Below are 22,742 nucleotides of genomic sequence, written 5' to 3' on the forward strand. Positions count from 1 at the left end.
TTGCACTTGAGCGGGTGTTGGGGCTCAGCCCTTGCTGATCATGCTTCGCAGGAAGAAGCGCAGGTTCGCCGGCTTCTCCGCGAGCCGCCTCATGAAGTAGCCGTACCAGTCGGTGCCGTAGGCCGTGTAGACGCGCATGCGGTGGCCCTCGGCGGCGAGCCGCAGGTGTTCGTCGCCGCGGATGCCGTAGAGCATCTGGAACTCGTACTCGTCGGGCTTTCGGCCCGCCTGCCGGGCGAGTTCCTGGGCAACGGAGATCAGGCGCGGGTCGTGGGAGCCGACCATCGGGTATCCCTCGCCCTCCATGAGGATGCGCAGGACCCGGACGTACGCCTTGTCGATCTCATGTTTCTGCTGGTAGGCGACCTCGGCGGGCTCCTTGTACGCGCCCTTCACGAGCCGCACCCGGCTGCCCGCCCCGGCGAGCCGGCGGGCGTCGGCCTCGGTGCGGAAGAGGTAGGCCTGGATCACACAGCCGGTCTGCGGGAAGTCCTTCCGCAGCTCCTCGTGGATGGCGAACATCGAGTCGAGGGTGGTGTGGTCCTCGGCGTCGAGCGTGACGGTCGTACCGATGGCTGCGGCCGCCTCGACGACCGGCCGGACGTTCGCGAGGGCCAGCTCGTGACCCCCGGGCAGCGCCTGGCCGAACATCGACAGCTTCACCGACATCTCGGCCCTGGTACCCAGTTCGAGTGTCCTGAGCCGCTCGATGAGCGCCAGATAGGCGTCCCGGGCGGCTTCCGCCTGCTCCGGGGTGGTGATGTCCTCGCCGACGACGTCCATCGTCAGCTCCAGACCGCGGTCGGTCAGCTCGCGGACGATCGGCACGATCTCGTCGACCGTCTCGCCCGGGATGAAGCGGTCGACGACCCGCTTGGTCACCGGGGCCGCCGAGATCAGGCGTCGCATCCGGTCGCTGCGCGACGCGGCAAGAATCACGGGACCCAGCACGGGGCACCTCCACAAACCAGCAGATAGAACCACCGTGAAATCTAAGGATCCCCCCGATCGTCGGCCATCGACAGCTGTCACGCATCCGTGCCGCAGATCTCAGACAGATGTATGAAGGACCGCGGAATTGCGGGAGAATGCCCGGGTGACGTCCGATGCCGCATCCTTCAGCCGCGCAGGTGACTACCAGGAGCTGGTCGACGAGATCTCGGAGCTCCTGGGCGTGCCGGCGACCCTGGAGAACCGCGACTTCGAGCTGATCGCCTTCGGTGTGTACGACAGTGAGGGCGAGCTCGATCCGTCGGCGCTGGACCCCGTCCGCACCCGCTCGATCCTGACCCGGCGCTCCACGGCCGCGGTCCGGACGTGGTTCGAGGGCTTCGGCATCACCCGGGCGAGCGGGCCGGTGCGGATTCCGCCCACTCCGGAGGCGGGGGTCTATCGCGGGCGGATCTGTCTGCCCGTACGTCATCGGGGGGTCGTCCTCGGTTACGTCTGGCTCCTGGACTCCGACCCCGGCCCGACCGACCCGCAGCTGGACGCGGCGATGCGGGTGACGGCGCGTATCGGCGCACTGCTCGCGGACGAGGCGCAGCACGGGGCGGACCTGAGCCGGGAGCTGCGGGCGGTGTTGACCGCCGAGCGCGGCTGGCAGGGCGACATGGCGGTGGCCGCCCTGCGTACGGCGCTGGGTCCCCGCGCCGACGGCCCGTACACCGTGGTGTGCGTCGCCCCATGGCCGTCCGCCGACCCGGACGACGCCCCTTCGGCCCGTACGGTCCCGCACGCGACGGCGTTGTGCACGGTGCCGTGGGGTGTCACGGGCCAGGCCCTGGCGGTCCTGGTACGGCTACGGGCGACCGACACCCTGACACCGGCGAGCTCGGCGGCGGGGCGGTTGCTGGAGCGGGCGGCCCCGGGCGCGGTGGGCGACACGGCAGCCTCAGGCGCGAGCCGGGACACCGCAGCCCCGGGCACGACAGGCGGCACGGCATCCCAGGGTGCGGCGCGCGGTACGGAAGCCGCGGGAGTGACGCAGGGCACCGCACCCCCCGGCGCGGCACGGGACACCCCAGCCCTCGGCGCCGGGGTCGCCGGGGTCGCCGAGGCCCGTGTGGGCCTTGCCGAGCTGGCCCCCGCTTGGCAGGAGGCGTCGGCAGCGGCCCGCGCCGCGCTCGCGGAACCCCGGTTCGGGCCGGTCGCGGAGTGGTCGCGCATCGGCCCGTACCGTCTGCTCACCGCGCTGCCCCCGGAGACGGCCCACGACCCCGTCGTACGCCCCCTCCTCTCCCCCGCCCACCGTGAACTCGCCCGCACCGCCGAGGTCTACCTCGACTGCGCGGGCCAGGCCGGCCGCACCGCCGCGGAACTGGGTATCCACCGCCAGACCCTCTACTACCGCCTTTCCCGCGTCGAACAGCTCACCGGCCTGGACCTGGACGACGGCGAGGACCGGCTGCTGCTGCACATGGCGCTCAAGGGGGCGCGGCTGTAAGCGGCACCGTGATCGCCGCGTTCGGCGTGCGACCGGCGCGGGGAGACTGATCCCCGTGCCCCTACTGATGATCGACCTCGACAACACCCTCGTCGACCGGGACGCCGCCTTCCGTGCGGCCGCGACCGGCTTTCTCAGCGAACACGGCCTGCCCGAAGGGGACTTGGACTGGCTGATGACCCTCGACGCGAGCGGCCACACACCACGGCGGGAGGTCGCGCGGGCGCTGTCCGAGCGGTACGGCGGCATCGACGCCCAGGACTTCCTCGACCGGGGCGCGGCCGACCGGATCACCCTGTCCGACCCGGTCCGCGAGGCGCTCGTCGAGGCCCGCACCGCCGGCTGGTCCTGCGTGATCGTGACCAACGGGCGGACCGTCCAGCAGGAGACGAAGATCCGCAACTCCGGCCTCGACCGGCTCGTCCACGGCTGGGTGGTCTCCGAGGCGGCCGGGCACTGGAAGCCCGAGCCGGAGATCTTCCACGCGGCGGCCGCCGTCGCCGGAGCCGCGCTCGACGGCTCGTGGATGATCGGCGACTCGGCCCCCGCGGACATCCGAGGCGCGCTGGGCGTCGGAGCGCGGAGCGTATGGGTCTCGGCCGGCCGGCCGTGGACGGAACCGGACTACCGGCCCATCCTCACCACCCCGGACACCGCGTCCGCCGTCCGGCGCGTGACCAGCGGTCGGGACAATCATTGAAACTGATCGTGCGTGACCCGGACGCCGTGAACACGACCGATGTCGAGCCGAGGCTGCTGGTGCTGGACGAGTCGGAGTCGGCGCCGGGCCCTCCATCCGGGCCGGGATCAGGCGGACCCGTCAGCCCTTCGTAGCACCCTCGATCACGCGGCGCAGGCCCTCCGTGAGCTGGGCGGCGTCCGTCGCCGTCTCCGGGTTGAACAGCATCTGGACCATGAGTCCCTGGAGCAGGGTCTGGTAGAAGCGGCCCTCGGAGTCGACGGCGTCCTTGCCCTGCTCCTCCTCCGGGATGCCGTTGAACAGGGGCAGCAGCCCCGAGCGGCCCTGCTCCTCCGCCTCGACGAGCATCCGGCGCACCTCCGGCATCCGGTCGCCCTGCACGATCAGTTCGAAGCTGAGCAACCAGATCGCCCGCGACTCGCCCACCGCGTTCACGATGTGCGTCCACACCTCCTGGAAGCGCTCCAGCGATCCAGGAGCAGTCGCCAGGGCGCCCTCCCCCGCCCCGCCGGGGTCGAATCGGTCCCCCGTCGCCTCGACGAGCGAGACGTAGGCCTGCGCCAGGAGCGCGTCCTTCGAGCCGTAGTGATAGCCGATGGACGCCAGGTTCGTCCCGGACTCCTTGACGATGTCCCGCGCGGTCGTCCGCAGGAACCCCTTCTCCAGCAGGCAGCGCTTGGCGCCTTCGAGCAGATCCTCGCGATGTCCCATGCGCTCAGCCTATCTAGACAAGCGATTTATACAAGCGTCATAGACAAGCGTTTAAGACGCTCGTATAGTCACCGTCATGACGAACCCGACGAGCACCACCACCCCGTCCGGCCGCGCCGGCCGCCGTGAATGGACCGCCCTCGCCGTCCTGATGCTTCCGCTGCTCCTGGTCTCGATGGACGTCTCCGTCCTCTACTTCGCGATCCCGTCGATCAGCGCGGACCTGGAGCCGAGCGGCACCCAGCAACTGTGGATCTTCGACATCTACGCCTTCGTCCTGGCCGGCCTGCTGATGACGATGGGCTCCCTGGGCGACCGCATCGGCCGCCGCAGGCTCCTGCTGATCGGCGCCGTCGCCTTCGGCACCGCCTCGCTGATCGCCGCCTACGCGAACAGCGCGGAGACCCTCATCGCGGCCCGAGCGCTCCTCGGCATCGGCGGCGCGACCCTGATGCCGTCGACGATGGCGCTGATCCGCACGATGTTCACCGACCCCGGACAGCGCGCGAAGGCGATCGGCATGTGGTCCGGCGTGATGACGGCCGGGATCGCGCTCGGTTCGGTGATGAGCGGTGTGCTGGTCGAGTACTTCTGGTGGGGCTCGGTCTTCCTGGTCAACCTGCCCGCGATGGTGCTGCTCCTGGTCCTCGGCCCGATCCTGCTGCCCGAGTCGAAGGCCGCCTCGCCCGGCCGGTTCGACTGGCTGAGCGTCCCCCTGTCGATGGCCTCGGTGCTGCCCGTCGTCTACGGCCTGAAGGAGATTCCGTCCGAGGGCTGGAACGTCCGTTACGTCGTCTCGATCACCGTCGGTCTGCTCTTCGCGGTCCTCTTCGTGCACCGCCAGCGCACCACGGCCTCGCCGATGATCTCCCCGGCCCTGTTCCGCGGCCGCGGTTTCGCGCCCTCCGTCGCGCTCAATCTCATCTCCTCGTTCGCGATGATGGGCTCGGCCTACTTCACCACGCAGTATCTGCAGTCGGTGCTCGGCAAGAGCGCGCTGGAGGCGGCCCTGTGGGCGCTGTTGCCCTCGGTGCCGATCGGCGCCGCGGCCCCGCTCGCGACCTCCCTGGTCCAGAAGGGCGTCGACCGCGCCCACGTCGTCACCGCCGGCTTCACGATCGGCGCGGCCGGCTACGCGCTGCTGGCCTTCACCGGCACGGACTCGATGGCGCTGGTCCTGACCGCGTGCGGTGTCCTCGCCGTCGGCGTCGTCACCGTGATCTCGCAGATCACGGACCTCGCGATGAGCAGCGCCCCGGTGGAGCGGGCCGGTTCGGCGTCCTCCCTGATGGAGACCGGAGCGGAGTTCGGCGGCGCCCTCGGCATGGCGGTCCTCGGCTCCATCGGTACGGCGGTCTACCGCCACGAGATGCCGGATGCGGCGCCGGATGCGGCGCGGGAGACGCTGGGCGGGGCGCTCGCCGTGGCCGACCGGTTCCCGGGGCTCGCGACGACGGCCCGGGAGGCGTTCACCAGCGGAATGCAGGGCGCGGCGATCGCGGGGGCGGTGCTGCTGGTCGGAGCGGCGGGCCTGGCGGCGCTGACGCTGCGAGGAGTCGAGGTGCGCAAGGAGGCGGCGGAGCCGGAACCGGAACCGGAGAAGTCACTCGCATGAAAAACAGGCTGGGCGGACCGGGAACTCCCGGTCCGCCCAGCCTCCTGTCGTCAAGCGTCAGACCAGGTTCACCGCACGGGCCGATGTCGCCCCGATCTCCTCGGCCACCTCGGTCAGCACACCCGCGGGCACCGTGTCGTCGACGGTGAGGACCGCGAGCGCCTCGCCACCGGCGATCGCCCGCGACACCTGCATACCGGCGATGTTGATACCGGCCTCGCCGAAGATACGGCCGACCGTGCCGACGACGCCGGGACGGTCCTCGTACTTGAGGACGACCATGTGGTCGGCGAGGGCCAGGTCGACGTCGTACTCACCGACCGCGACGATCTTCTGGAGGTGCTTGGGACCGGCCAGCGTGCCGGAGACCGACACCTCCTCGCCGCTGCCGAGCGTGCCGCGCACGGTGACGACGTTGCGGTGGTCGGCCGACTCCGAGCTGGTCGTCAGTCGCACCTCGACGCCGCGCTCCTGGGCGAACAGCGGGGCGTTGACGTACGACACCGTCTCGGCGACGACGTCCTCGAAGACACCCTTGAGAGCGGACAGCTCCAGCACCTTCACGTCGTGCTGGGTGATCTCGCCGTACACCTCGACGTCGAGGCGGACCGCGACCTCACCGGCGAGCGCGGTGAAGATGCGGCCGAGGCGCTCGGCGAGGGGCAGGCCCGGCTTGACGTCCTCGGCGATGACGCCGCCCTGGACGTTCACCGCGTCGGGCACCAGCTCACCGGCGAGGGCGAGGCGCACCGAGCGGGCGACGGCGATACCGGCCTTCTCCTGGGCCTCGTCGGTGGAGGCACCGAGGTGCGGGGTGGCGACGACCTGGTCGAACTCGAAGAGCGGGGAGTCCGTGCAGGGCTCCTTCGCGTACACGTCGAGACCGGCACCGGCGACCCGGCCCTCCTTGAGGGCGGAGTACAGCGCCTCCTCGTCGACGATCCCGCCGCGCGCGGCGTTGACGATCCGCACGCTCGGCTTGACCTTGCGCAGCGCCTCGTCGCCGATGAGGCCGACGGTCTCGGGGGTCTTGGGCAGGTGGACGGTGATGAAGTCGGAGACCTCGAGCAGCTCGTCCAGGGACAGCACCTTGACGCCCATCTGGGCGGCGCGGGCGGGCTGGATGTAGGGGTCGTAGGCGACGACCTTCATGCCGAAGCCGGACATGCGCTGGGCGACCAGCGCACCGATCCGGCCCAGACCCACGACACCGAGGGTCTTCTCGGCGAGCTCCACGCCCGTGTACTTGCTGCGCTTCCACTCGCCGTTCTTCAGCGCGGCGTTGGCCTGCGGAATGTGGCGGGCGGTGGCGACGAGGAGACCGCAGGCCAGTTCGGCGGCGGTCACGATGTTCGAGGTGGGGGCGTTGACGACCATCACGCCGGCCTTGGTGGCGGCGGAGACGTCGACGTTGTCCAGGCCGACGCCGGCTCGTGCGACGACCTTCAGCTTGTTCGCGGCGGCGATCGCCTCGGCGTCCACCTTGGTGGCGGAGCGGATCAGGATCGCGTCGACCTCGGCGATGGCCGGGAGCAGTTCGGCGCGGTCCGCTCCGTTGCAGTGCCGGATCTCGAAGTCGGGGCCAAGCGCGTCCACAGTCGCGGGCGACAGCTCTTCAGCGATGAGTACGACGGGTTTCGAGCTCACGTGAGTCCTCACAAGTCCAATGCGGACGGCCGTCCCGACGGCCGCAGGCGGTGGAGGGGTGCTTGCCGCGTTGGAGACGCACGACGCTGTGGGCCTGACGCGTATGTAATACGGCAGTGTAGTGGCGCCAGGACGGTCGCCCCGCGCCTCTGCGGAAGGATCACCCGTCCGTGATGCGACGGGTTGGACAACGGGGCCGGAGCTGGTCTGCTCCGGCCCCGTGGCCTGAGGCTTACGCCTCCTCGTCGACCCAGCTCATCAGCTTGCGCAGCTGCTTGCCGGTGGTCTCCAGCAGGTGCTCGGAGTCCGCGGTCTTGTACTCGTTGTACTTCTTCAGACCGCCGTGGTACTCGGCCATCCACTCACGGGCGAAGGTGCCGTCCTGGATCTCGGCGAGGACCTTCTTCATCTCGGCCTTGGTGGCGTCCGTGATGATCCGCGGGCCGGTGACGTAGTCGCCCCACTCGGCGGTCTCGGAGATCGACCAGCGCATCTTCTCCAGGCCGCCCTCGTACATGAGGTCGACGATGAGCTTCAGCTCGTGCAGGCACTCGAAGTACGCGATCTCCGGCTGGTAGCCGGCCTCGGTCAGCGTCTCGAAACCGGCCTTGACCAGCGCGGCCGTACCACCGCAGAGAACGGCCTGCTCACCGAACAGGTCGGTCTCGGTCTCCTCGGTGAAGGTCGTCTTGATGACGCCGGCGCGGGTGCCGCCGATGCCCTTGGCGTACGACAGCGCGAGCGCGAAGGCGTTGCCGGTCGCGTCCTGCTCGACGGCCGCGATACACGGAACGCCGCGGCCCTCCTCGTACTGGCGACGGACGAGGTGGCCCGGGCCCTTGGGGGCGACCATGCAGACGTCGACGCCGGCCGGGGGCTTGATGAAGTCGAAGCGGATGTTCAGGCCGTGGCCGAAGAACAGCGCGTCGCCGTCGTTCAGGTTGTCCTTGATGGACTCCTCGTAGACCTGGGCCTGGAGGGGGTCCGGGACCAGGATCATGATGACGTCGGCCTCGGCGGCGGCCTCGGACGGCGTCACCACGCGCAGGCCCTGCTCCTCGGCCTTGGCCTTGGACTTGGAGCCCTCGTGCAGACCGACACGCACGTCGACACCCGAGTCACGGAGCGACAGCGCGTGGGCGTGGCCCTGGCTGCCGTAACCGATGACCGCGACCTTGCGGCCCTGGATGATGGACAGGTCGGCGTCGGCGTCGTAGAACAGCTCGGCCACTTTGGGTTCTCTCCTTGGTCTGCAGGTGTTGCGTCCCACCGTATGACGGCGGGCTGAGATGAAGTTTCCGGGTCTCGGTATACGGGCGGCCGGAGCCGCCCGTACCCGGCCCTATGCGCTGCGGTCGAGCGCGCGCAGCGAGCGGTCCGTGATCGAACGGGCGCCGCGGCCGATCGCGATGGTGCCCGACTGGACCAGCTCCTTGATGCCGAAGGGCTCCAGCATCTTCAGCATCGCGGACAGCTTCTCGCCGCTGCCGGTGGCCTCGATCGTGACGGCCTCCGGGGAGACGTCGACGGTCTTGGCGCGGAACAGCTGGACGATCTCGACGATCTGGGAGCGCGTCTCGTTGTCGGCGCGCACCTTCACCAGAACGAGTTCGCGCTGAACGGCCGAGCCGGGTTCCAGCTCGACGATCTTCAGCACGTTGACGAGCTTGTTGAGCTGCTTGGTCACCTGCTCCAGCGGCAGTTCCTCGACCACGGTGACCACGATGGTGATCCGGGAGATCTCGGGGTGCTCGGTGACACCGACCGCGAGCGAGTCGATGTTGAAGCCGCGGCGGGAGAACAGGGCGGCGATCCGGGCGAGGATGCCGGGGGTGTTCTCCACCAGGACGGAGAGCGTGTGCTTGGACATGATCTTTTACGTCTCTCTCGCTCAGTCGTCTTCGTTGTCGCCGAAGTCGGGGCGGACGTCCCGGGCGGCCAGGATCGTGTCGTTCGAGGTGCCGGCGGCGACCATCGGCCACACCATCGCGTCCTCGTGGACGATGAAATCGACGACGACGGGACGGTCGTTGATGGAGTTCGCCTCTTCGATGACCTTGTCCAGGTCCTCCGGGCGCTCACAACGCAGGCCCACGCAGCCCATCGCCTCGGACAGCTTCACGAAGTCCGGCACGCGCGTGCCCTTGGCGTCCGGGTTGATGTCCTCGGGACCGCTGTGCAGCACGGTGTTGGAGTACCGCTGGTTGTAGAAGAGGGTCTGCCACTGGCGGACCATCCCGAGGGCGCCGTTGTTGATGATGGCGACCTTGATCGGGATGTTGTTCAGGGCGCAGGTGGTCAGTTCCTGGTTGGTCATCTGGAAGCAGCCGTCGCCGTCGATCGCCCAGACCGTGTTGCCCGGCATTCCGGCCTTGGCGCCCATCGCGGCCGGGACCGCGTAGCCCATGGTTCCGGCGCCGCCGGAGTTCAGCCAGGTGGCGGGCTTCTCGTACTGGATGAAGTGCGCGGACCACATCTGGTGCTGGCCGACGCCCGCCGCGAAGATCGTGCCCTCGGGGGCGAGCTGTCCGACCCGCTCGATCACCTGCTGCGGGGAGAGCGAGCCGTCGGCGGGCAGGTCGTAGCCGAGCGGGTAGTTCTCGCGCCAGCGGGACAGGTCCTTCCACCAGGCGCTGTAGTCGCCCTGGTGGCCCTCGCTGTGTTCCTTCTGGACGGCCTGGACCAGGTCGGCGATGACCTCGCGGGCGTCCCCGACGATCGGCACGTCGGCGGCACGGTTCTTGCCGATCTCGGCAGGGTCGATGTCGGCGTGGACGATCTTGGCGTGCGGGGCGAAGCTGTCCAGCTTGCCGGTGACGCGGTCGTCGAAGCGGGTACCGAGGGCGACGATCAGGTCGGCCTTCTGAAGCGCGGTGACGGCGGTGACCGAACCGTGCATGCCCGGCATTCCCACGTGCAGCGGGTGGCTGTCGGGGAATGCGCCGAGCCCCATCAGGGTGGTGGTGACGGGGGCTCCGGTGAGTTCTGCGAGGACCTTCAGCTCGGCGGTGGCGCCGGCCTTGATGACACCGCCACCGACGTAGAGGACGGGCCGCTTGGCCTGGGTGATCAGCTTGGCGCCTTCGCGGATCTGCTTGGCGTGCGGCTTTGTCACCGGGCGGTAGCCGGGCAGGTCCATGACCGGCGGCCAGGAGAAGGTCGTCTTCGCCTGGAGGGCGTCCTTGGCGATGTCGACCAGGACCGGGCCGGGGCGGCCGGTGGAGGCGATGTGGAAGGCCTGCGCGATGACGCGCGGGATGTCCTCGGCCTTGGTGACGAGGAAGTTGTGCTTGGTGATCGGCATGGTGATGCCGACGATGTCCGCCTCCTGGAAGGCGTCCGTGCCGATCGCCTTGGAGGCCACCTGCCCGGTGATCGCCACGAGCGGCACCGAGTCCATGTGGGCGTCCGCGATCGGGGTGACCAGGTTGGTGGCACCGGGGCCCGAGGTCGCCATGCAGACGCCGACCTTGCCGGTGGCCTGCGCGTAACCGGTGGCCGCGTGGCCCGCGCCCTGCTCGTGACGGACCAGGACGTGCCGGACCCGGGTGGAGTCCATCAGCGGGTCGTACGCCGGAAGGATGGCACCGCCGGGAATGCCGAATACCGTCTCGGCGCCGACCTCCTCGAGAGAGCGGATGAGGGACTGCGCGCCCGTGACGTGCTCGGGGGCGGACTGCTGTCCTCCGGATCGGGGCCGCGGCTGCGGATGGGCCCCGGTGGCCTGCTCGGTCATCGTCATTCTCTTCTCGATGCTGAGGGTTTTTGCGAAGTTTGTGCGGTGTTCGACTGGTGCTGGTGCAACAAAAAACCCCTCGTGCCATAAGGCAAGCGAGGGGAGCGCGCCGGGTGGGGTCGCTGAGCGATCGAGGGCTCAGCGTCAGCCGACGCGCTTTCCAAGTACGAGAATTCGGGTGCGCATGGCACTGACCCTCCCCCCGGCACGCATGTGGTGTCAAGTGGGTGGGACGGGAGTCTCATTATGTGAGCGGAGGGCCGTGCCGCCTCCGAGGACCGCGGTCACCCCACTGGTGTACACCTCCGCGCCGCTCCCCGCGAACGCGGGCTCGGCGGGGCCGTGCGGCACCGGATAGTGGCCCGAGGCCAGCGCCCTGCGCAGCCTGTACTCGTCCAGCGGTCCGGAGAAGGCCATGCCCTGCCCGTGGGTGCAGCCCATCGCCCGCAGGGCGACGACCTGTTCCGGGAGGTCCACGCCGTCGGCCACGGACTGAAGGCCGAGGTCTCCGGCGATCCTCAGCAGACCGCTGGTGATCTTGTGCAGTCTGGCGGACTCCACGACGCCCTCGACCAGGCTGCGGTCGAGCTTCAGTACGTCCACGGGGAGTCTGCGCAGCGCGGTGATCGCCGCGTAGCCGCTGCCGAAGCCGTCCAGGGCGATCCGGACACCGACGCGGCGGATGGCGGTCAGCCGGCGCTCCAGCTCGTCCAGGGAGACCCGGGGATCGGTGTCGGAGAGCTCGATGACCAGGGAGCCCGACGGCAGCCCGTGCCGGGTCAGCAGCGCCTCCACCGAGCCCAGGGGCAGTGAGCGGTCCAGCAGCCGCTGGGCGCTCATCCGGACCGCCACGGGCACGGTCAGCCCGGTCGCGGCCCGCTCTGCGGCCTGTTCGAGGGCCTCCTCCAGGATCCAGCGGCCCAGCTCCTGCGCACGGTCGCTGTCCTCGGCCACCCGCAGGAACTCGGCCGGCGTGAACAGCACCCCCTGGGAGGAGCGCCAGCGTGCCTGGGCGGAGACCGAGGTGATCCGGCCGTCCTCCAGACAGACGACGGGCTGGTGCAGCAGGGCGAACTCGCCGTCGTGCAGCGCGGCACGCAGGCGCGTGGCCAGCTCCGCCTTCCGTACGACGTCCTGCTGCATCTGGGGCGCGTAGAGCTCGACGCGGCCCTTGCCGCCCGCCTTGGCGCGGTACATCGCGAGGTCCGCGTTGCGCAGGAGCTCGCCCGCCCCGAGGCCGGGGTCGGCGAAGGCGACGCCGATGGAGGCGGCGACCCGGACATCGTTGCCGTCGATGAGGTACGGCTGCGAGAGCGTGACCCTGAGGCGGTCGGCGAGCTCCAGGATGTGGCCCTCGCGGGCGGTGCGGTCGCGGGTGCCGTCCCCGACGATCAGCGCGGCGAACTCGTCCCCGCCGAGGCGGGAGGCGGTGTCCCCGTAGCGGACCGCGTCCTGGAGTCTGCGGGCGGCCTGGACGAGCAGCTCGTCCCCGGCCTGGTGCCCGATCGTGTCGTTGACGGCCTTGAAGCCGTCCAGGTCGATGAAGAGGACGGCCGTGCCGCGGTCGGAGGAACGGCGGCCGGACAGGGCCTGCTGGACGCGCCGGGTGAACAGGGCGCGGTTGGGCAGGTCGGTCAGCGGGTCGTGCTCGGCGTTGTGCTGGAGCTGCGCCTGCAGGCGCACTCTTTCGGTCACGTCCCGGCTGTTGAAGATGAGGCCGCCGTGGTGACGGTTGACGGTGGACTCGACGTTGAGCCAGCCGCCGTCGCCGGACCGGAAACGGCACTCGATGCGGGTGGTGGGCTCTTCGAGAGGGCTGGCGGCGAGGAAACGGCGCACCTCGTGCACCACGCAGCCCAGATCCTCCGGGTGGATGAGACCGGCCAGTTCCGTACCCACGAGCTCCTCGGCGGAGCGGCCGTAGACCCCTGCGGCGGCCGGGGAGACGTACCGGAGGATGCCGTTGGGTGCGGCGATCATGATGACGTCGCTCGAGCCCTGCACCAGGGAGCGGAAGTGGTTCTCCTTCTGCGCGAGTTCCTGGGTGAGGGTGATGTTGTCGAGCAGCATGATGCCCTGACGCACCACGAGGGCGAGCACGACGGTGCCGCCGGTGAGGAGCACCACGCGGTCCACGCTGCGGCCGTTGAGGACGTTGTAGAGGATCCCCAGCGTGCAGACGGCGGCCGCGAGATACGGGGTGAGGGCGGCCAGCGACCCGGTGATGGGCCGGGTGACCGGATACCGGCTGTGGTCACCGCCCTGCGCGCCCTGCACTCCCTGCACTCCCTGCGCGGACGGGTGGCGCTGGATCCCGAAGCGCGGCCTGGGCAGGTGTTCGTGCACCACGCGCGTGCGCCCGGTCGGTCGGCGCCGGTCGCCGTCCGGTTGCCGGGGCGCGGCCCAGGGGGCGTAGGCGAGGAGCAGGGAGCCGGCGAACCATCCGGCGTCCAGCAACTGGCCGGAGCGGTAGTTGTTGTGGAGCAGTGGCGAGGTGAACAGGGCGTCGCACATCACGGTCAGAGCGAGCGCGCCGATCGCGGTGTTCACCGCGGTGCGGTTGACCGCCGAGCGCCGGAAGTGCAGCGCGAGGACCATGCTGACCAGGGCGATGTCCAGCAGCGGATAGGCCAGGGACAGTGCGGTGTGCGCGACGCTGGGCCCCTCCGACTTGGCCGCCTGGGCGAGAGCCAGGCTCCATGAGAGCGTGAGGAGCGAGCCGCCGATCAGCCAGGAGTCCAGGCCGAGACAGACCCAGCCCGCCTTCGTCACCGGGCGCTTGGCGAGGACCAGCAGACCCACGATGGCGGGCGGCGCGAAGCACAGGAAGAACAGGTCGGCATAGCTGGGGCTGGGCACCTCCCGGCCCAGGACGACCTCGTACCACCCCCAGATCAGGTTGCCCAGCGACGCCATGAGCGAGGAGAGCGCGAAGAGCAGCCAGGCCTGCCGGAAGCGGACCCGGCGGTCGCGGGCGTGGAGGAAGCACGACACGGCGGCGGCGCCCGCCGCGGCGCTCAGCCCGAAGTCGCCCATGATCAGGGCGACTTCGCGCGAGCCCCAGCCGAGCGCGGAACCGATGGCGTATCCCGCGCACACCAGGGCGAGGAGGAGTTGGTGGACCAGGCTCGACCCGCCACGGAGGACCGGCGGCCGGGAGGGCAGCAGCGCCCCCCTCGCGGGCCGGGCGCGCAGCGCTCCGTCGAGGGTCGTCGTGGGAGAGGGGGGCGAGCTCACCGGGTCCTCCCGGTCCGCGCCGCTCCGGGGTCCCAGGGGTCCGGGTGCGCCGGGTGCGCATGCCTCCTGCGGCTGCTGTGCCTGCGGTGTTGAGGGCTGTGGTGACCGCCGTGACCGGCGTGGTGGCCGCGTCTGCGCGCGGCTGTGTGCCAGGGTCGGAGCCGGCGGCCCCGCCGCGTCGGATCGTTGGTCCATAGGCCGTACATCGCCCGTCGCCCCCCTCACAGTCTGCAATGTCCATCCCCGGCGCCGAACGGTGCGCGGCGCTGCCCCTGTCGGGACGATACACCAGTCTCGTCACTCAGGGACATAGTTCCTCTACGCTCCGTGACGACCAGCGGCGATGTGAGCACGGCCCGCGTCCGGAAGGTTGCGGAGGGTACAGGAAGCGGATTGCGCGCCTGTTGCTCCGTGTGTCTAAGCGTTCTCGGAACCCGTCGTAAGGATCACGTTGCGCAAGGGTTCCTGGTTCACATAGCGGGTCAACTGGTCCACCAACAGGCGCTTGGCGCGCGGCAGGAACGCGGAGGTGGGTCCTCCGACATGGGGACTGATGAGTACGCCCGGCGCCTGCCACAAGGGGTGTCCCAGGGGCAGCGGCTCGGGGTCGGTGACGTCGAGGGCGGCGGTGATGCGGCCGGTCTCCAGTTCGGCGAGCAGCGCCTTGGTGTCGACGACCGGTCCGCGGGCGACGTTCACGAGGAGCGCGCCGTCCTTCATACGGGCCAGGAAGTCGGCGTCGGCCAGGTGACGCGTGGTCTCGTCGAGGGGCGTGGACAGGATGACGACGTCCGCCTCGGGGAGCAGGGCGGGCAGTTCGGTGAGCGGGTGCACCGGCCCGCGCTCCGTGGTGCGCGCGGAGCGCGCGACGCGCGCCACCCGCGCGACCTCGAACGGTACGAGCCGGTCCTCGATGGCGGAGCCGATCGAGCCGTAGCCGACGATGAGGACGTTCTTGTCGGCGAGCGAGGGCCGGAACCCGCCGCGCCACTCCCCCTTGTCCTGGGCCCGTACGAAGTCGGGGATCCCGCGCAGCGAGGCGAGGACCAGGGTGAGCGTGAGCTCGGCGGTGCTCGCCTCGTGCACACCGCGCGCGTTGCACAACCGCACGCCGGGACGCAGATGCCTCAGGCCCGGTGCCACGTTGTCGACGCCGGCCGACAGCGTCTGTACGACCTCGACGGAGCTCAGGTGGGGCATCGGCCGCAGGACGACATCGAGCGGCTTCATGTAGGGGACGACGTAGTACACGCAGTCGGCCGGGTCCGCCGGGAAGTCCTCCTCGCCGTTCCAGAAGTGATAGCCGGGGCCCTCGGGGAGTCCCTCGATGTCGTCGGGCGGGATGGGAAGCCACACGTCAGCACTCATGCTCAGGAGGCTATGTCAGGCGCCCGGGAGCCCAGAGGTTAGGTTGGGGGCCGGAAGAGGGAGGGTCACGAGCAGGTGGAGCGCAGGAAGATCGGCGCGGCGGCGCTCGCGGTGGGAGCCGTCGGACTCGGGTGCATGCCGATGAGCTGGGCCTACAGCGGGTCGCGGCAGCGGGGCGACGAGTCGGTCAGGGCCGTGCACCGGGCGCTCGATCTGGGCTCGACGCTGCTGGACACGGCCGACATGTACGGCCCGTTCACCAACGAGCTACTGCTCGGCCGGGTGTTGAAGGAGCGGCGCGAGGACGCCTTCGTGTCGACGAAGGTCGGCCTGCTGGTGGGCGAACAGCACATCGTGGCCAACGGCCGCCCTGGCTATGTGAAACGGGCCTGTGACGCCTCCCTGCGGCGGCTCCAGACCGATGTGATCGACCTCTACCAGCTGCACCGCGAGGACCCCGAGGTGCCGGTCGAGGAGACGTGGGGCGCGATGGCGGAGCTCGTACAGGCCGGAAAGGTACGGTCGTTGGGGCTCTGCGCGATGGGAGCGCGAGGCGGGCGCCGCTCCGGCAGGCGGCTGTACGACGCGACGATCCGGCAGTTGCAGCGGGTCCAGCAGGTCTTCCCGGTGAGCGCGGTGGAGGCGGAGCTGTCGGTGTGGTCGCCGGAGGCGCTGAAGACGCTGCTGCCGTGGTGCGCGGCACGCGGCATCGGCTTCCTGGCGGCGATGCCCCTCGGCAACGGCTTCCTGACCGGCACCCTTATCCCCGGCGAGGGCTTCGAACCGGACGACGTCCGCGCCCGCCATCCCCGCTTCACGGCCGAGATGATGGCCGCGAACCAGCCGATCGTCTCCGGCCTGCGCCGCGTCGCGGCCCGGCACGGGGAGGGCTTCACCCCGGCGCAGGTGGCGCTGGCTTGGGTGCTGGCCCAGGGCACTCACGTGGTCCCGGTGCCCGGGACCAAGCAGGAGCGGTGGGTGGCGGAGAACGCGGCGGCGTCCGGCCTCCGTCTGACCGGCCAGGACCTCACCGAGGTGGCGGCACTGCCGGCGGCACAGGGGTCGTGGGACTGACGGACCCGCCGACGGGCCACGGACCAGCAGCCCCGGCGGCGGCACCCGACCTGCGGACCAGCAAGCCTGCCGACTGCGCAGGGACCCGTAGCACCGGCAGACCCTCGGACGGCGTCCGCGCCACGATCCGTGGGACGAGCAGGCCCCTGGCCGACACCCGCACCACGAACCAGCCTGCCGACAGCACACGGGCCACAAGCCGGCAGACCCAGCGGCGGCGCACAGGCCACGGACCAGCAAACCCGCCAACTGCCCAGGGGCCCGTGGGACCGGCAGACCCACCGGCCCGTTAGGCGCCGCAAGGCCGGCAGACCCACCAACGCCGGCGCCCCAGCCGCGGACCAGCAGCCCCCAGCGGCACCCGAGCCGCGGACCAGCAGGCCTCCGACTGCGCAGGGACCCGCAGCACCGGCAGACCCTCGGACCGCGTCCGCGCCGCGGACCGATGCCTGCCGACCGCACACGAGCCGTGGGCCGGCAGACCCACCGACCGCACACGCGCCGCGGAACTGGCGGGAGCGGGTGCGCGCATTGGGTCCGGGAGATCGGGAACCTGGGAGGCGCGAGCGGTGTATGACAGGTAGAACCCGCCGCTTCGAAGGGACCATGATCGTGCATCGTCGAGCTGTGACGGCCGTGCTGGCCGCGACCACGCTCCTGCTGACGGCCGGCTGCTCCTCCGACGGCGGAGGAGGGGGCGGCGGCTCGCCCGACGGCGGCGACAGCGCCTCGTCGAGCGGTCCGGCCTCGGGGTCCTCCCCCACCCAGCAGGCCGCGGAGGCAACCCCGCCGGCGAAGGGCTCGGTGAAGGTGGTGCGCACGGTCGCCGAGGACCTCAAGACCCCCTGGGGCCTCGCCCCGCTCCCCGACGGCGACCTGCTCGTCTCCTCACGGGACGACGGCACGATCACCCGGGTCGACGGACAGTCCGGCAAGAAGACGGAGCTGGGGCAGGTCTCCGGGGTCTCCGCGGCCGGCGAAGGCGGCCTCCTGGGCATCGCGCTGTCCCCGGACTACGCCTCGGACCACATGGTCTACGCCTACTTCACCTCCGACTCGGACAACCGCGTCGTGCGCATGGTCTACGACGAGCAGAAGGCCTCCGGTGAGCAACTGGGCGCACCCGACACCGTCTTCAAGGGCATACCGAAGGGCTTCATCCACAACGGCGGCCGGATCGCGTTCGGCCCGGACGGCATGCTGTACGCGGGCACGGGCGAGAGCGGCAACACCGGCCTGTCCCAGGACCGCAAGTCCCTCGGCGGCAAGATCCTTCGCCTGACCCCGGAGGGCGACCCGGCCCCGGGCAACCCGTTCCCGGACTCCCCCGTGTACTCCTACGGCCACCGCAATGTGCAGGGCCTCGCCTGGGACTCCAAACAGCGTTTGTTCGCCTCGGAGTTCGGCCAGGACACCTGGGACGAGCTGAACGCGATCAAGCCGGGCGACAACTACGGCTGGCCGACCGCCGAGGGCAAGTCCGACGACAAGAACTTCCACAACCCGATAGCCCAGTGGCACACCGACGACGCCTCCCCCAGCGGTATCGCCTACGCCGAGGGCTCCGTCTGGATGGCCGGGCTGAAGGGCCAGCGCCTGTGGCGCATCCCGTTGAACGGCACGGCGGCCTCCGCCGACCCGCAGTCCTTCCTGAAGGGGGAGTACGGCCGGCTGCGCACGGTGGTCTCGGCAGGCGGCGACAAGCTGTGGCTCGTCACCAGCAACACCGACGGCCGCGGCAGCCCCAAGGACGGGGACGACAAGATCCTGGAGATACAGGTCAGCTAGCCGGAGCCGTCATTCCGGCGCGCTCTGCGAGGGATCCTCGGTGTCGTCGTCCGGCCTGGACCGGCGGACGACGACCTTCCCGGACGTGAGATCTATCGGTCCGCGTCCGGGGTCGCCGTCGCCGACGTCCTCGCGGGTCAGCTCCAGCCGGTTCTGCTCGTCACGGGTGTGCTTACGGCCGGGTGCGAACAGTTCCTCGAACATGTTGAACATGCAGTCTCCCCTGCCGGTCTCCTACACCGTACGCCTCACTCTGTGATCGGCGCGTGGAGAGCCTCCGCCGGGAACAGCCCCAGCCGGTGCGCCACCGCCGCCGCCTCGCCCCGTCCGGAGACGCCGAGCTTGGCCAGGATGTTGGAGACATGGACGCTGGCCGTCTTCGGGGAGATGAAGAGTTCCTCGGCGATCAGGCGGTTGGTGCGGCCGAGGGCGACCAGGCGCAGGACATCGCGTTCGCGGCCGGTGAGGCCGAGGGAGCGGACCGGGTCCTCCCGGCCGGGGGCCGGCGCAGCGGTCAGGGTGAGGCGGGCGCGCTGGGCGAGGAGGGTGACGGCGTCGGCGAGGGGCCGGGCGCCTAGGTGGTCGGCGGCGGCGTGGGCGAGGCGCAGGAGTTCGGTGGCCCGGTCGCGCTCGGGCTGCTCGGCGCCCCCGGGTGCCGACAGCAGGGCTTGGGCTAGCCGGTGGCGGACGCGGGCGAGGTCGTAGGGGCGTTCCAAGGGCTCGAGGGCGGTGACGGCCTCGTACCAGTGGTCCGGGGTGTCGGCGCTCTCGGCGCGCAGCAGTTCGGCGCGGACCCAGCGTTCGTGGGCCAGCCAGACGGGTGCGTTGGTGGCGAGGGGCCTGGCGGCCTCCCTGATGCGGTGGAGGATCTTCGCGCGACCCTGTTCGGCGACGGGCAGGCCGAGGGCGTCGGCCTCCATGGTGGCGGCGGTGAGCAGCAGGGGCCACGCATAGCGCTGGGTGCCGGGCGGGAAGCCGGCGTCCAGGACGCGTTCGAGTTCGGCGCGGGCGTCGAGGAGGCGGCCCTCGGCGGCGGCGATGCCGATGGCCAGTTCGGTGAGGGGGAGTTCGTGCTGAGGGGTTCTGTCATGGGTACCGAAGTAGCCGCGCGCGGCGGTGAGTTGGCGTGCCGCCTCGGACAGGTCGCCGCGGGCGAGGGCGAGTGCCGCGCGGTTGCCGGCGTGGAAGCCGCGGGGCTGGGCGCTCCTGCCGACGAGTTCGGCCCTCGTGGCGGATTCCGCGGCCCGGTCCCAGTGGCCCAGCGAATAGAGGGACTCGGCGAGGTTGCCCCAGATCCAGGCCTCCTTGTCGGACAGGCCGAACTTCCGGGCGTAGCCGAGCCCCTCCTCCAGGATCGGCACGGCTTCCCGGGAGCGCCCGATGGCTTCGAGGGCGTTCGGCAGATTCACGTAGACACGGCTGGCGACGGCGGAGATGCCGTCCTCGATGGTCTGCCGCAGGATCTCGAACATCTCGGCGAGCCCGGTCTCGACGCCACCGGACTCGACGATGAGACCCGCGTGGGTGAGCCGGGCGTTCATCTCGATTTCGCGGGCGCCGACCATGCGCGCGTACTCCACGGCACTTTCGGCGGCCGTGATGGCCTCGGGGCCGGGAACGTGAACCATGGACCAGTGGGCGACGTTCGCCAGGACATCGGCATGCACCTCGGAGGGCGGCAGACCGCAGACGAGATCCTTGGCGGTCGCCAGTTCGGTCCAGCCGTCGCCGCGGGCCAGCCCCTGGACGAGATGGGAGCGCTGGACCCAGAACCAGGCGGCGCGCAGGGGGTCCCCGTCGTCCTCCAGGAGGTGCAGGGCCCGCCTGGTGATCTTCAGGGCGCGTTCGCGTTCGCCGCCCAGGCGGCCGGCGACGGCGGCCTCGGCCATCAGGTCGAGGTAGCGCAGCGCGGTGGTGGCCGGGTCGCAGCCGCAGGGAGGGTAGACCTCGGTGTAGTCGACGGGGCGCAGGGCGGCCCTGACGTCCTCGGGGGTGGTGTCCCACAGCTCCATCGCGCGTTCCAGGAGCCGGAGTTGTTCGGAGTAGGCGTGCCGGCGGCGGGCGGTGACGGAGGCGTCCAGGACGGCGGGCAGGGCCTTGGCCGCGTCGTGGGCGTGGTACCAGTAACTGGCCAGACGCATGACTCGCCCGTCGGCCGGGACGAGCGTGGGGTCGGCCTCCAGGGCTTCGGCGTAGCGGCGGTTGAGGCGGGAGCGTTCGCCGGGCAGCAGATCGTCGGCGACGGCCTCGCGGACCAGGGAGTGCCGGAAGCGGTAGCCGTCGCCGTCGGGGGCCGGAAGGAGGATGTTGGCGTTCACCGCGACCCGCAGCGCCTCGATGAGGTCGTCCTCGGCGAGCCGGGTGACGGCGGCGAGCAGCCGGTACTCCACGGTGGAGCCGCCCTCGGCGACGACCCGGGCGACCCGCTGGGTGCTCTCGGGCAGCCCCTCGACGCGGACGAGGAGCACATCGCGCAAGGAGTCGGTGAGGCCGGTGCCACAGCCCTCGGTGGCGCAGACGGCGAGTTCCTCGACGAAGAAGGCGTTGCCGTCGGAGCGTTCGAAGATGTCGTCGACCTGGGCGGGGTTCGGTTCGGTGGCGAGGATCCCGGCTATCTGGCGGCTGACCTCGTCCCGGTTGAAGCGGCCGAGTTCGATCCGGCGGACCGTGCGCAGCCGGTCGAGTTCGGCGAGCAGGGGGCGCAGCGGGTGGCGGCGATGGATGTCGTCGGCGCGGTAGGTGGCGAGGACGACCAGGCGGCCGGTGCGCAGGGTGCGGAAGAGGTAGGCCAAAAGGTGGCGGGTGGAGGCGTCGGCCCAGTGGAGGTCCTCCAGGGCGACGACGACGGTGCGCTCGGCGGCGACGCGCTCCAGGAGGCGGGCGGTCAGTTCGAAGAGGCGGGCCAGGCTCTCCTCGTCGTGCCGGCCGGTGCCCCGGGCGGGGAGGGCCTCGCCGACCTCGGGCAGCAGCCTGGCCAGTTCCTCCTCCTGGCCCGCGGCCGCGGCGGCCAGTTCGTCGGGCAGGGCGCGGCGCAGCGCGCGCAGGGCGGTGGAGAAGGGGGCGAAGGGCAGGCCGTCGGCGCCGATCTCGACGCAGCCGCCGAGGGCGACGACCGCGCCCTGACGGCAGGCGGCGGTGGCGAACTCCTCGACGAGCCGGGTCTTGCCGACACCGGCCTCGCCGCCGAGCAGCAACGCCTGAGGCTCGCCCGCGGTGGCGCGGGCGAGCGCTTCGTTCAGGCTGTTCAGCTCTTCGGTGCGGCCGACGAACACGGGACTGACGGACCTGGTCTCCACAGGCCCGAGCATTACACGCGGGTCCGACAGCGCGGCACTCGTTTTCGGGGCGGGTCCGGTTCCCCAACTGGCCCTGGTTGCCGGGAGGACGGCCGCGGTGATGACCGCGGGGACGGGCAGAGCCGTACGGCCGTCCTCCCTGCCGGCGCTCACGCCGTGCGGAGGAACCGGTGCCGCCGGGGGCGGCCGGTATGCGAATCGCTCTCCGCGGTGCGCTCGGCGGCTTCGCGACGGGCGGCGCGGCGGCCGCGCAGGGTCTCGCGGACGAGGCGCTCGTGCTCGGCCTGGCGGCGCAGTTCGGCGGAGCGGTACTGGGAGATCTCGTATGCGGAGTACATGGTGTCGTCCTTGTCGGAGTCGGTTTCGGGCTTCGCTTTCTGCGATGCCTCTACCTTCGTCTCCGAGGGGGGTCCGCCACATCGGGAGAGTTCCGCATCTTCGCGGGCCGCGGGGGCCTTAGACGCGCTAGAGGGGTCTTATCGCCTCCGTAAGGTACCTACGGCTGTCCTAAGACCCCTCGTGAGCTGCCATGACTCAGCTTGCGGCGGGCAGGCTGACCAACACGTCGCTGTACCTGAGGACGGCGATCAGCAGTCCGATGACAGCGAGCGTGACGCCTGCCCAGGAGACCGACTTGATCCAGACGGCCTGCGGCTTGCCGGGCGCTCCGAAAGCCGGACGGACCAGAACGACGACGCCGACGATCAGTGCGACCAGGGCAAAGATCCCGCCGTACAGTGCCTGGACGTTCCAGACATCGCCGTAGCCCTCCTTCAGCAGCGTGGAGACGTTCGAAGTCTGCGAGTTGTGCATCTGGCTCAGCAGGCTTTCCTTCTGGGCGGCGATGGTGCCGACCCAGCTGCCGGTGAGCGAGACGAGGCCGAGCGCCGCGGAGACGACGGCGCCCGCGCCCTGGCCGACCCCGGTGGGGCCCTCCTCCCGGGCGGACTCGGGCAGGTCGTCCTCGTCGTCGATCTCGTCGGCGGCGGTGTCCTCGGCCGAGGTGTCCTCGGCCTCCGTCACCGCGTCGGTCTTGGCGACGTTCACCTTCTCCTCGGTCGTGGCCTCTGCGCTCGTCTCGGCGCCGGTCTCGTCAGCTGTCTTCGTTCCCATGTCGGGCACCG

The 22,742-nt window shown here is 70.8% G+C and carries 17 protein-coding genes; 5 read left to right on the forward strand and 12 right to left on the reverse strand.

Annotated features, from left to right (window positions below; genetic code table 11):
• Nucleotides 1-24 precede the first annotated feature (24 nt).
• Entirely contained in the window at nt 25-951 is a 927-nt protein-coding gene (locus RNB18_RS14155) for a proline dehydrogenase family protein (protein ID WP_311714451.1), read from the reverse strand.
• 127 nt (nt 952-1,078) lie between these two features.
• Between RNB18_RS14155 and RNB18_RS14160 the strand changes: the two genes are divergently transcribed.
• Entirely contained in the window at nt 1,079-2,446 is a 1,368-nt protein-coding gene (locus tag RNB18_RS14160; protein ID WP_394817614.1) for a PucR family transcriptional regulator, read from the forward strand.
• A 55-nt stretch (nt 2,447-2,501) separates the two neighbouring features.
• Nucleotides 2,502-3,146: an HAD family hydrolase gene (locus tag RNB18_RS14165; RefSeq protein ID WP_311714453.1), complete on the forward strand. Its 645-nt coding sequence runs from the start codon at nt 2,502-2,504 to the stop codon at nt 3,144-3,146.
• 120 nt (nt 3,147-3,266) lie between these two features.
• Here RNB18_RS14165 and RNB18_RS14170 read toward each other — a convergent pair whose 3' ends face one another.
• Complete coding sequence (locus RNB18_RS14170; protein WP_311714454.1) at nt 3,267-3,857, reverse strand: TetR/AcrR family transcriptional regulator; 591 nt, start codon at nt 3,855-3,857, stop codon at nt 3,267-3,269.
• Between the two features lie 76 nt (nt 3,858-3,933).
• Here RNB18_RS14170 and RNB18_RS14175 point away from each other — a divergent pair, with 76 nt between their 5' ends.
• The gene (locus tag RNB18_RS14175) at nt 3,934-5,472 is read left to right on the forward strand and encodes an MFS transporter (protein ID WP_311714455.1); all 1,539 of its coding nucleotides are present in this window, start codon (nt 3,934-3,936) and stop codon (nt 5,470-5,472) included.
• A gap of 57 nt (nt 5,473-5,529) precedes the next feature.
• On the opposite strand, the gene serA is transcribed toward RNB18_RS14175, so the two are convergent.
• The 6 genes from serA to RNB18_RS14205 all read right to left on the reverse strand — a co-directional run bounded on the left by serA (nt 5,530) and on the right by RNB18_RS14205 (nt 15,460).
• Nucleotides 5,530-7,119, reverse strand: coding sequence for a phosphoglycerate dehydrogenase (gene serA / locus RNB18_RS14180; protein ID WP_266527359.1), 1,590 nt, complete (start codon nt 7,117-7,119; stop codon nt 5,530-5,532).
• Between the two features lie 232 nt (nt 7,120-7,351).
• Nucleotides 7,352-8,350: a ketol-acid reductoisomerase gene (gene ilvC / locus RNB18_RS14185; RefSeq protein ID WP_311714456.1), complete on the reverse strand. Its 999-nt coding sequence runs from the start codon at nt 8,348-8,350 to the stop codon at nt 7,352-7,354.
• 111 nt (nt 8,351-8,461) lie between these two features.
• Nucleotides 8,462-8,989 carry an acetolactate synthase small subunit gene (gene ilvN, locus RNB18_RS14190; protein ID WP_069766166.1) on the reverse strand — a complete coding sequence of 176 codons (528 nt, stop codon included), beginning with the start codon at nt 8,987-8,989 and terminating at the stop codon, nt 8,462-8,464.
• 21 nt (nt 8,990-9,010) lie between these two features.
• On the reverse strand, nt 9,011-10,855 hold the full coding sequence (locus tag RNB18_RS14195) for an acetolactate synthase large subunit (protein ID WP_311714457.1): 1,845 nt from the start codon (nt 10,853-10,855) through the stop codon (nt 9,011-9,013).
• Between the two features lie 219 nt (nt 10,856-11,074).
• The gene (locus RNB18_RS14200) at nt 11,075-14,092 is read right to left on the reverse strand and encodes a putative bifunctional diguanylate cyclase/phosphodiesterase (protein WP_311714458.1); all 3,018 of its coding nucleotides are present in this window, start codon (nt 14,090-14,092) and stop codon (nt 11,075-11,077) included.
• Between the two features lie 417 nt (nt 14,093-14,509).
• Nucleotides 14,510-15,460: a 2-hydroxyacid dehydrogenase gene (locus RNB18_RS14205; protein WP_311714459.1), complete on the reverse strand. Its 951-nt coding sequence runs from the start codon at nt 15,458-15,460 to the stop codon at nt 14,510-14,512.
• Nucleotides 15,461-15,535: 75 nt separating this feature from the next.
• Between RNB18_RS14205 and RNB18_RS14210 the strand changes: the two genes are divergently transcribed.
• Nucleotides 15,536-16,534, forward strand: a complete 999-nt coding sequence (locus RNB18_RS14210; RefSeq protein WP_311714460.1) for an aldo/keto reductase — start codon at nt 15,536-15,538, stop codon at nt 16,532-16,534.
• A 606-nt stretch (nt 16,535-17,140) separates the two neighbouring features.
• Nucleotides 17,141-18,322 (forward strand): PQQ-dependent sugar dehydrogenase, encoded by a 1,182-nt coding sequence (locus tag RNB18_RS14215; RefSeq protein WP_311714461.1) that lies wholly within the window; start codon nt 17,141-17,143, stop codon nt 18,320-18,322.
• A 9-nt stretch (nt 18,323-18,331) separates the two neighbouring features.
• Here the strand turns inward: RNB18_RS14215 and RNB18_RS14220 are convergent, their stop codons facing one another.
• The 4 genes from RNB18_RS14220 to RNB18_RS14235 all read right to left on the reverse strand — a co-directional run bounded on the left by RNB18_RS14220 (nt 18,332) and on the right by RNB18_RS14235 (nt 22,731).
• Nucleotides 18,332-18,535 carry a DUF6191 domain-containing protein gene (locus RNB18_RS14220; protein ID WP_311714462.1) on the reverse strand — a complete coding sequence of 68 codons (204 nt, stop codon included), beginning with the start codon at nt 18,533-18,535 and terminating at the stop codon, nt 18,332-18,334.
• A gap of 35 nt (nt 18,536-18,570) precedes the next feature.
• A complete protein-coding gene (locus tag RNB18_RS14225; RefSeq protein WP_311714763.1) occupies nt 18,571-21,630 on the reverse strand; it encodes a helix-turn-helix transcriptional regulator in 3,060 nt (1,019 codons plus the stop codon).
• 137 nt (nt 21,631-21,767) lie between these two features.
• Nucleotides 21,768-21,956 (reverse strand): hypothetical protein, encoded by a 189-nt coding sequence (locus RNB18_RS14230; protein ID WP_311714463.1) that lies wholly within the window; start codon nt 21,954-21,956, stop codon nt 21,768-21,770.
• Between the two features lie 196 nt (nt 21,957-22,152).
• Nucleotides 22,153-22,731, reverse strand: a complete 579-nt coding sequence (locus RNB18_RS14235) for a hypothetical protein (RefSeq protein WP_311714464.1) — start codon at nt 22,729-22,731, stop codon at nt 22,153-22,155.
• Nucleotides 22,732-22,742: the final 11 nt, after the last annotated feature.

Origin of the sequence: Streptomyces doebereineriae, assembly GCF_031845645.1 — a bacterium.
GTDB lineage: Bacteria > Actinomycetota > Actinomycetes > Streptomycetales > Streptomycetaceae > Streptomyces > Streptomyces canus.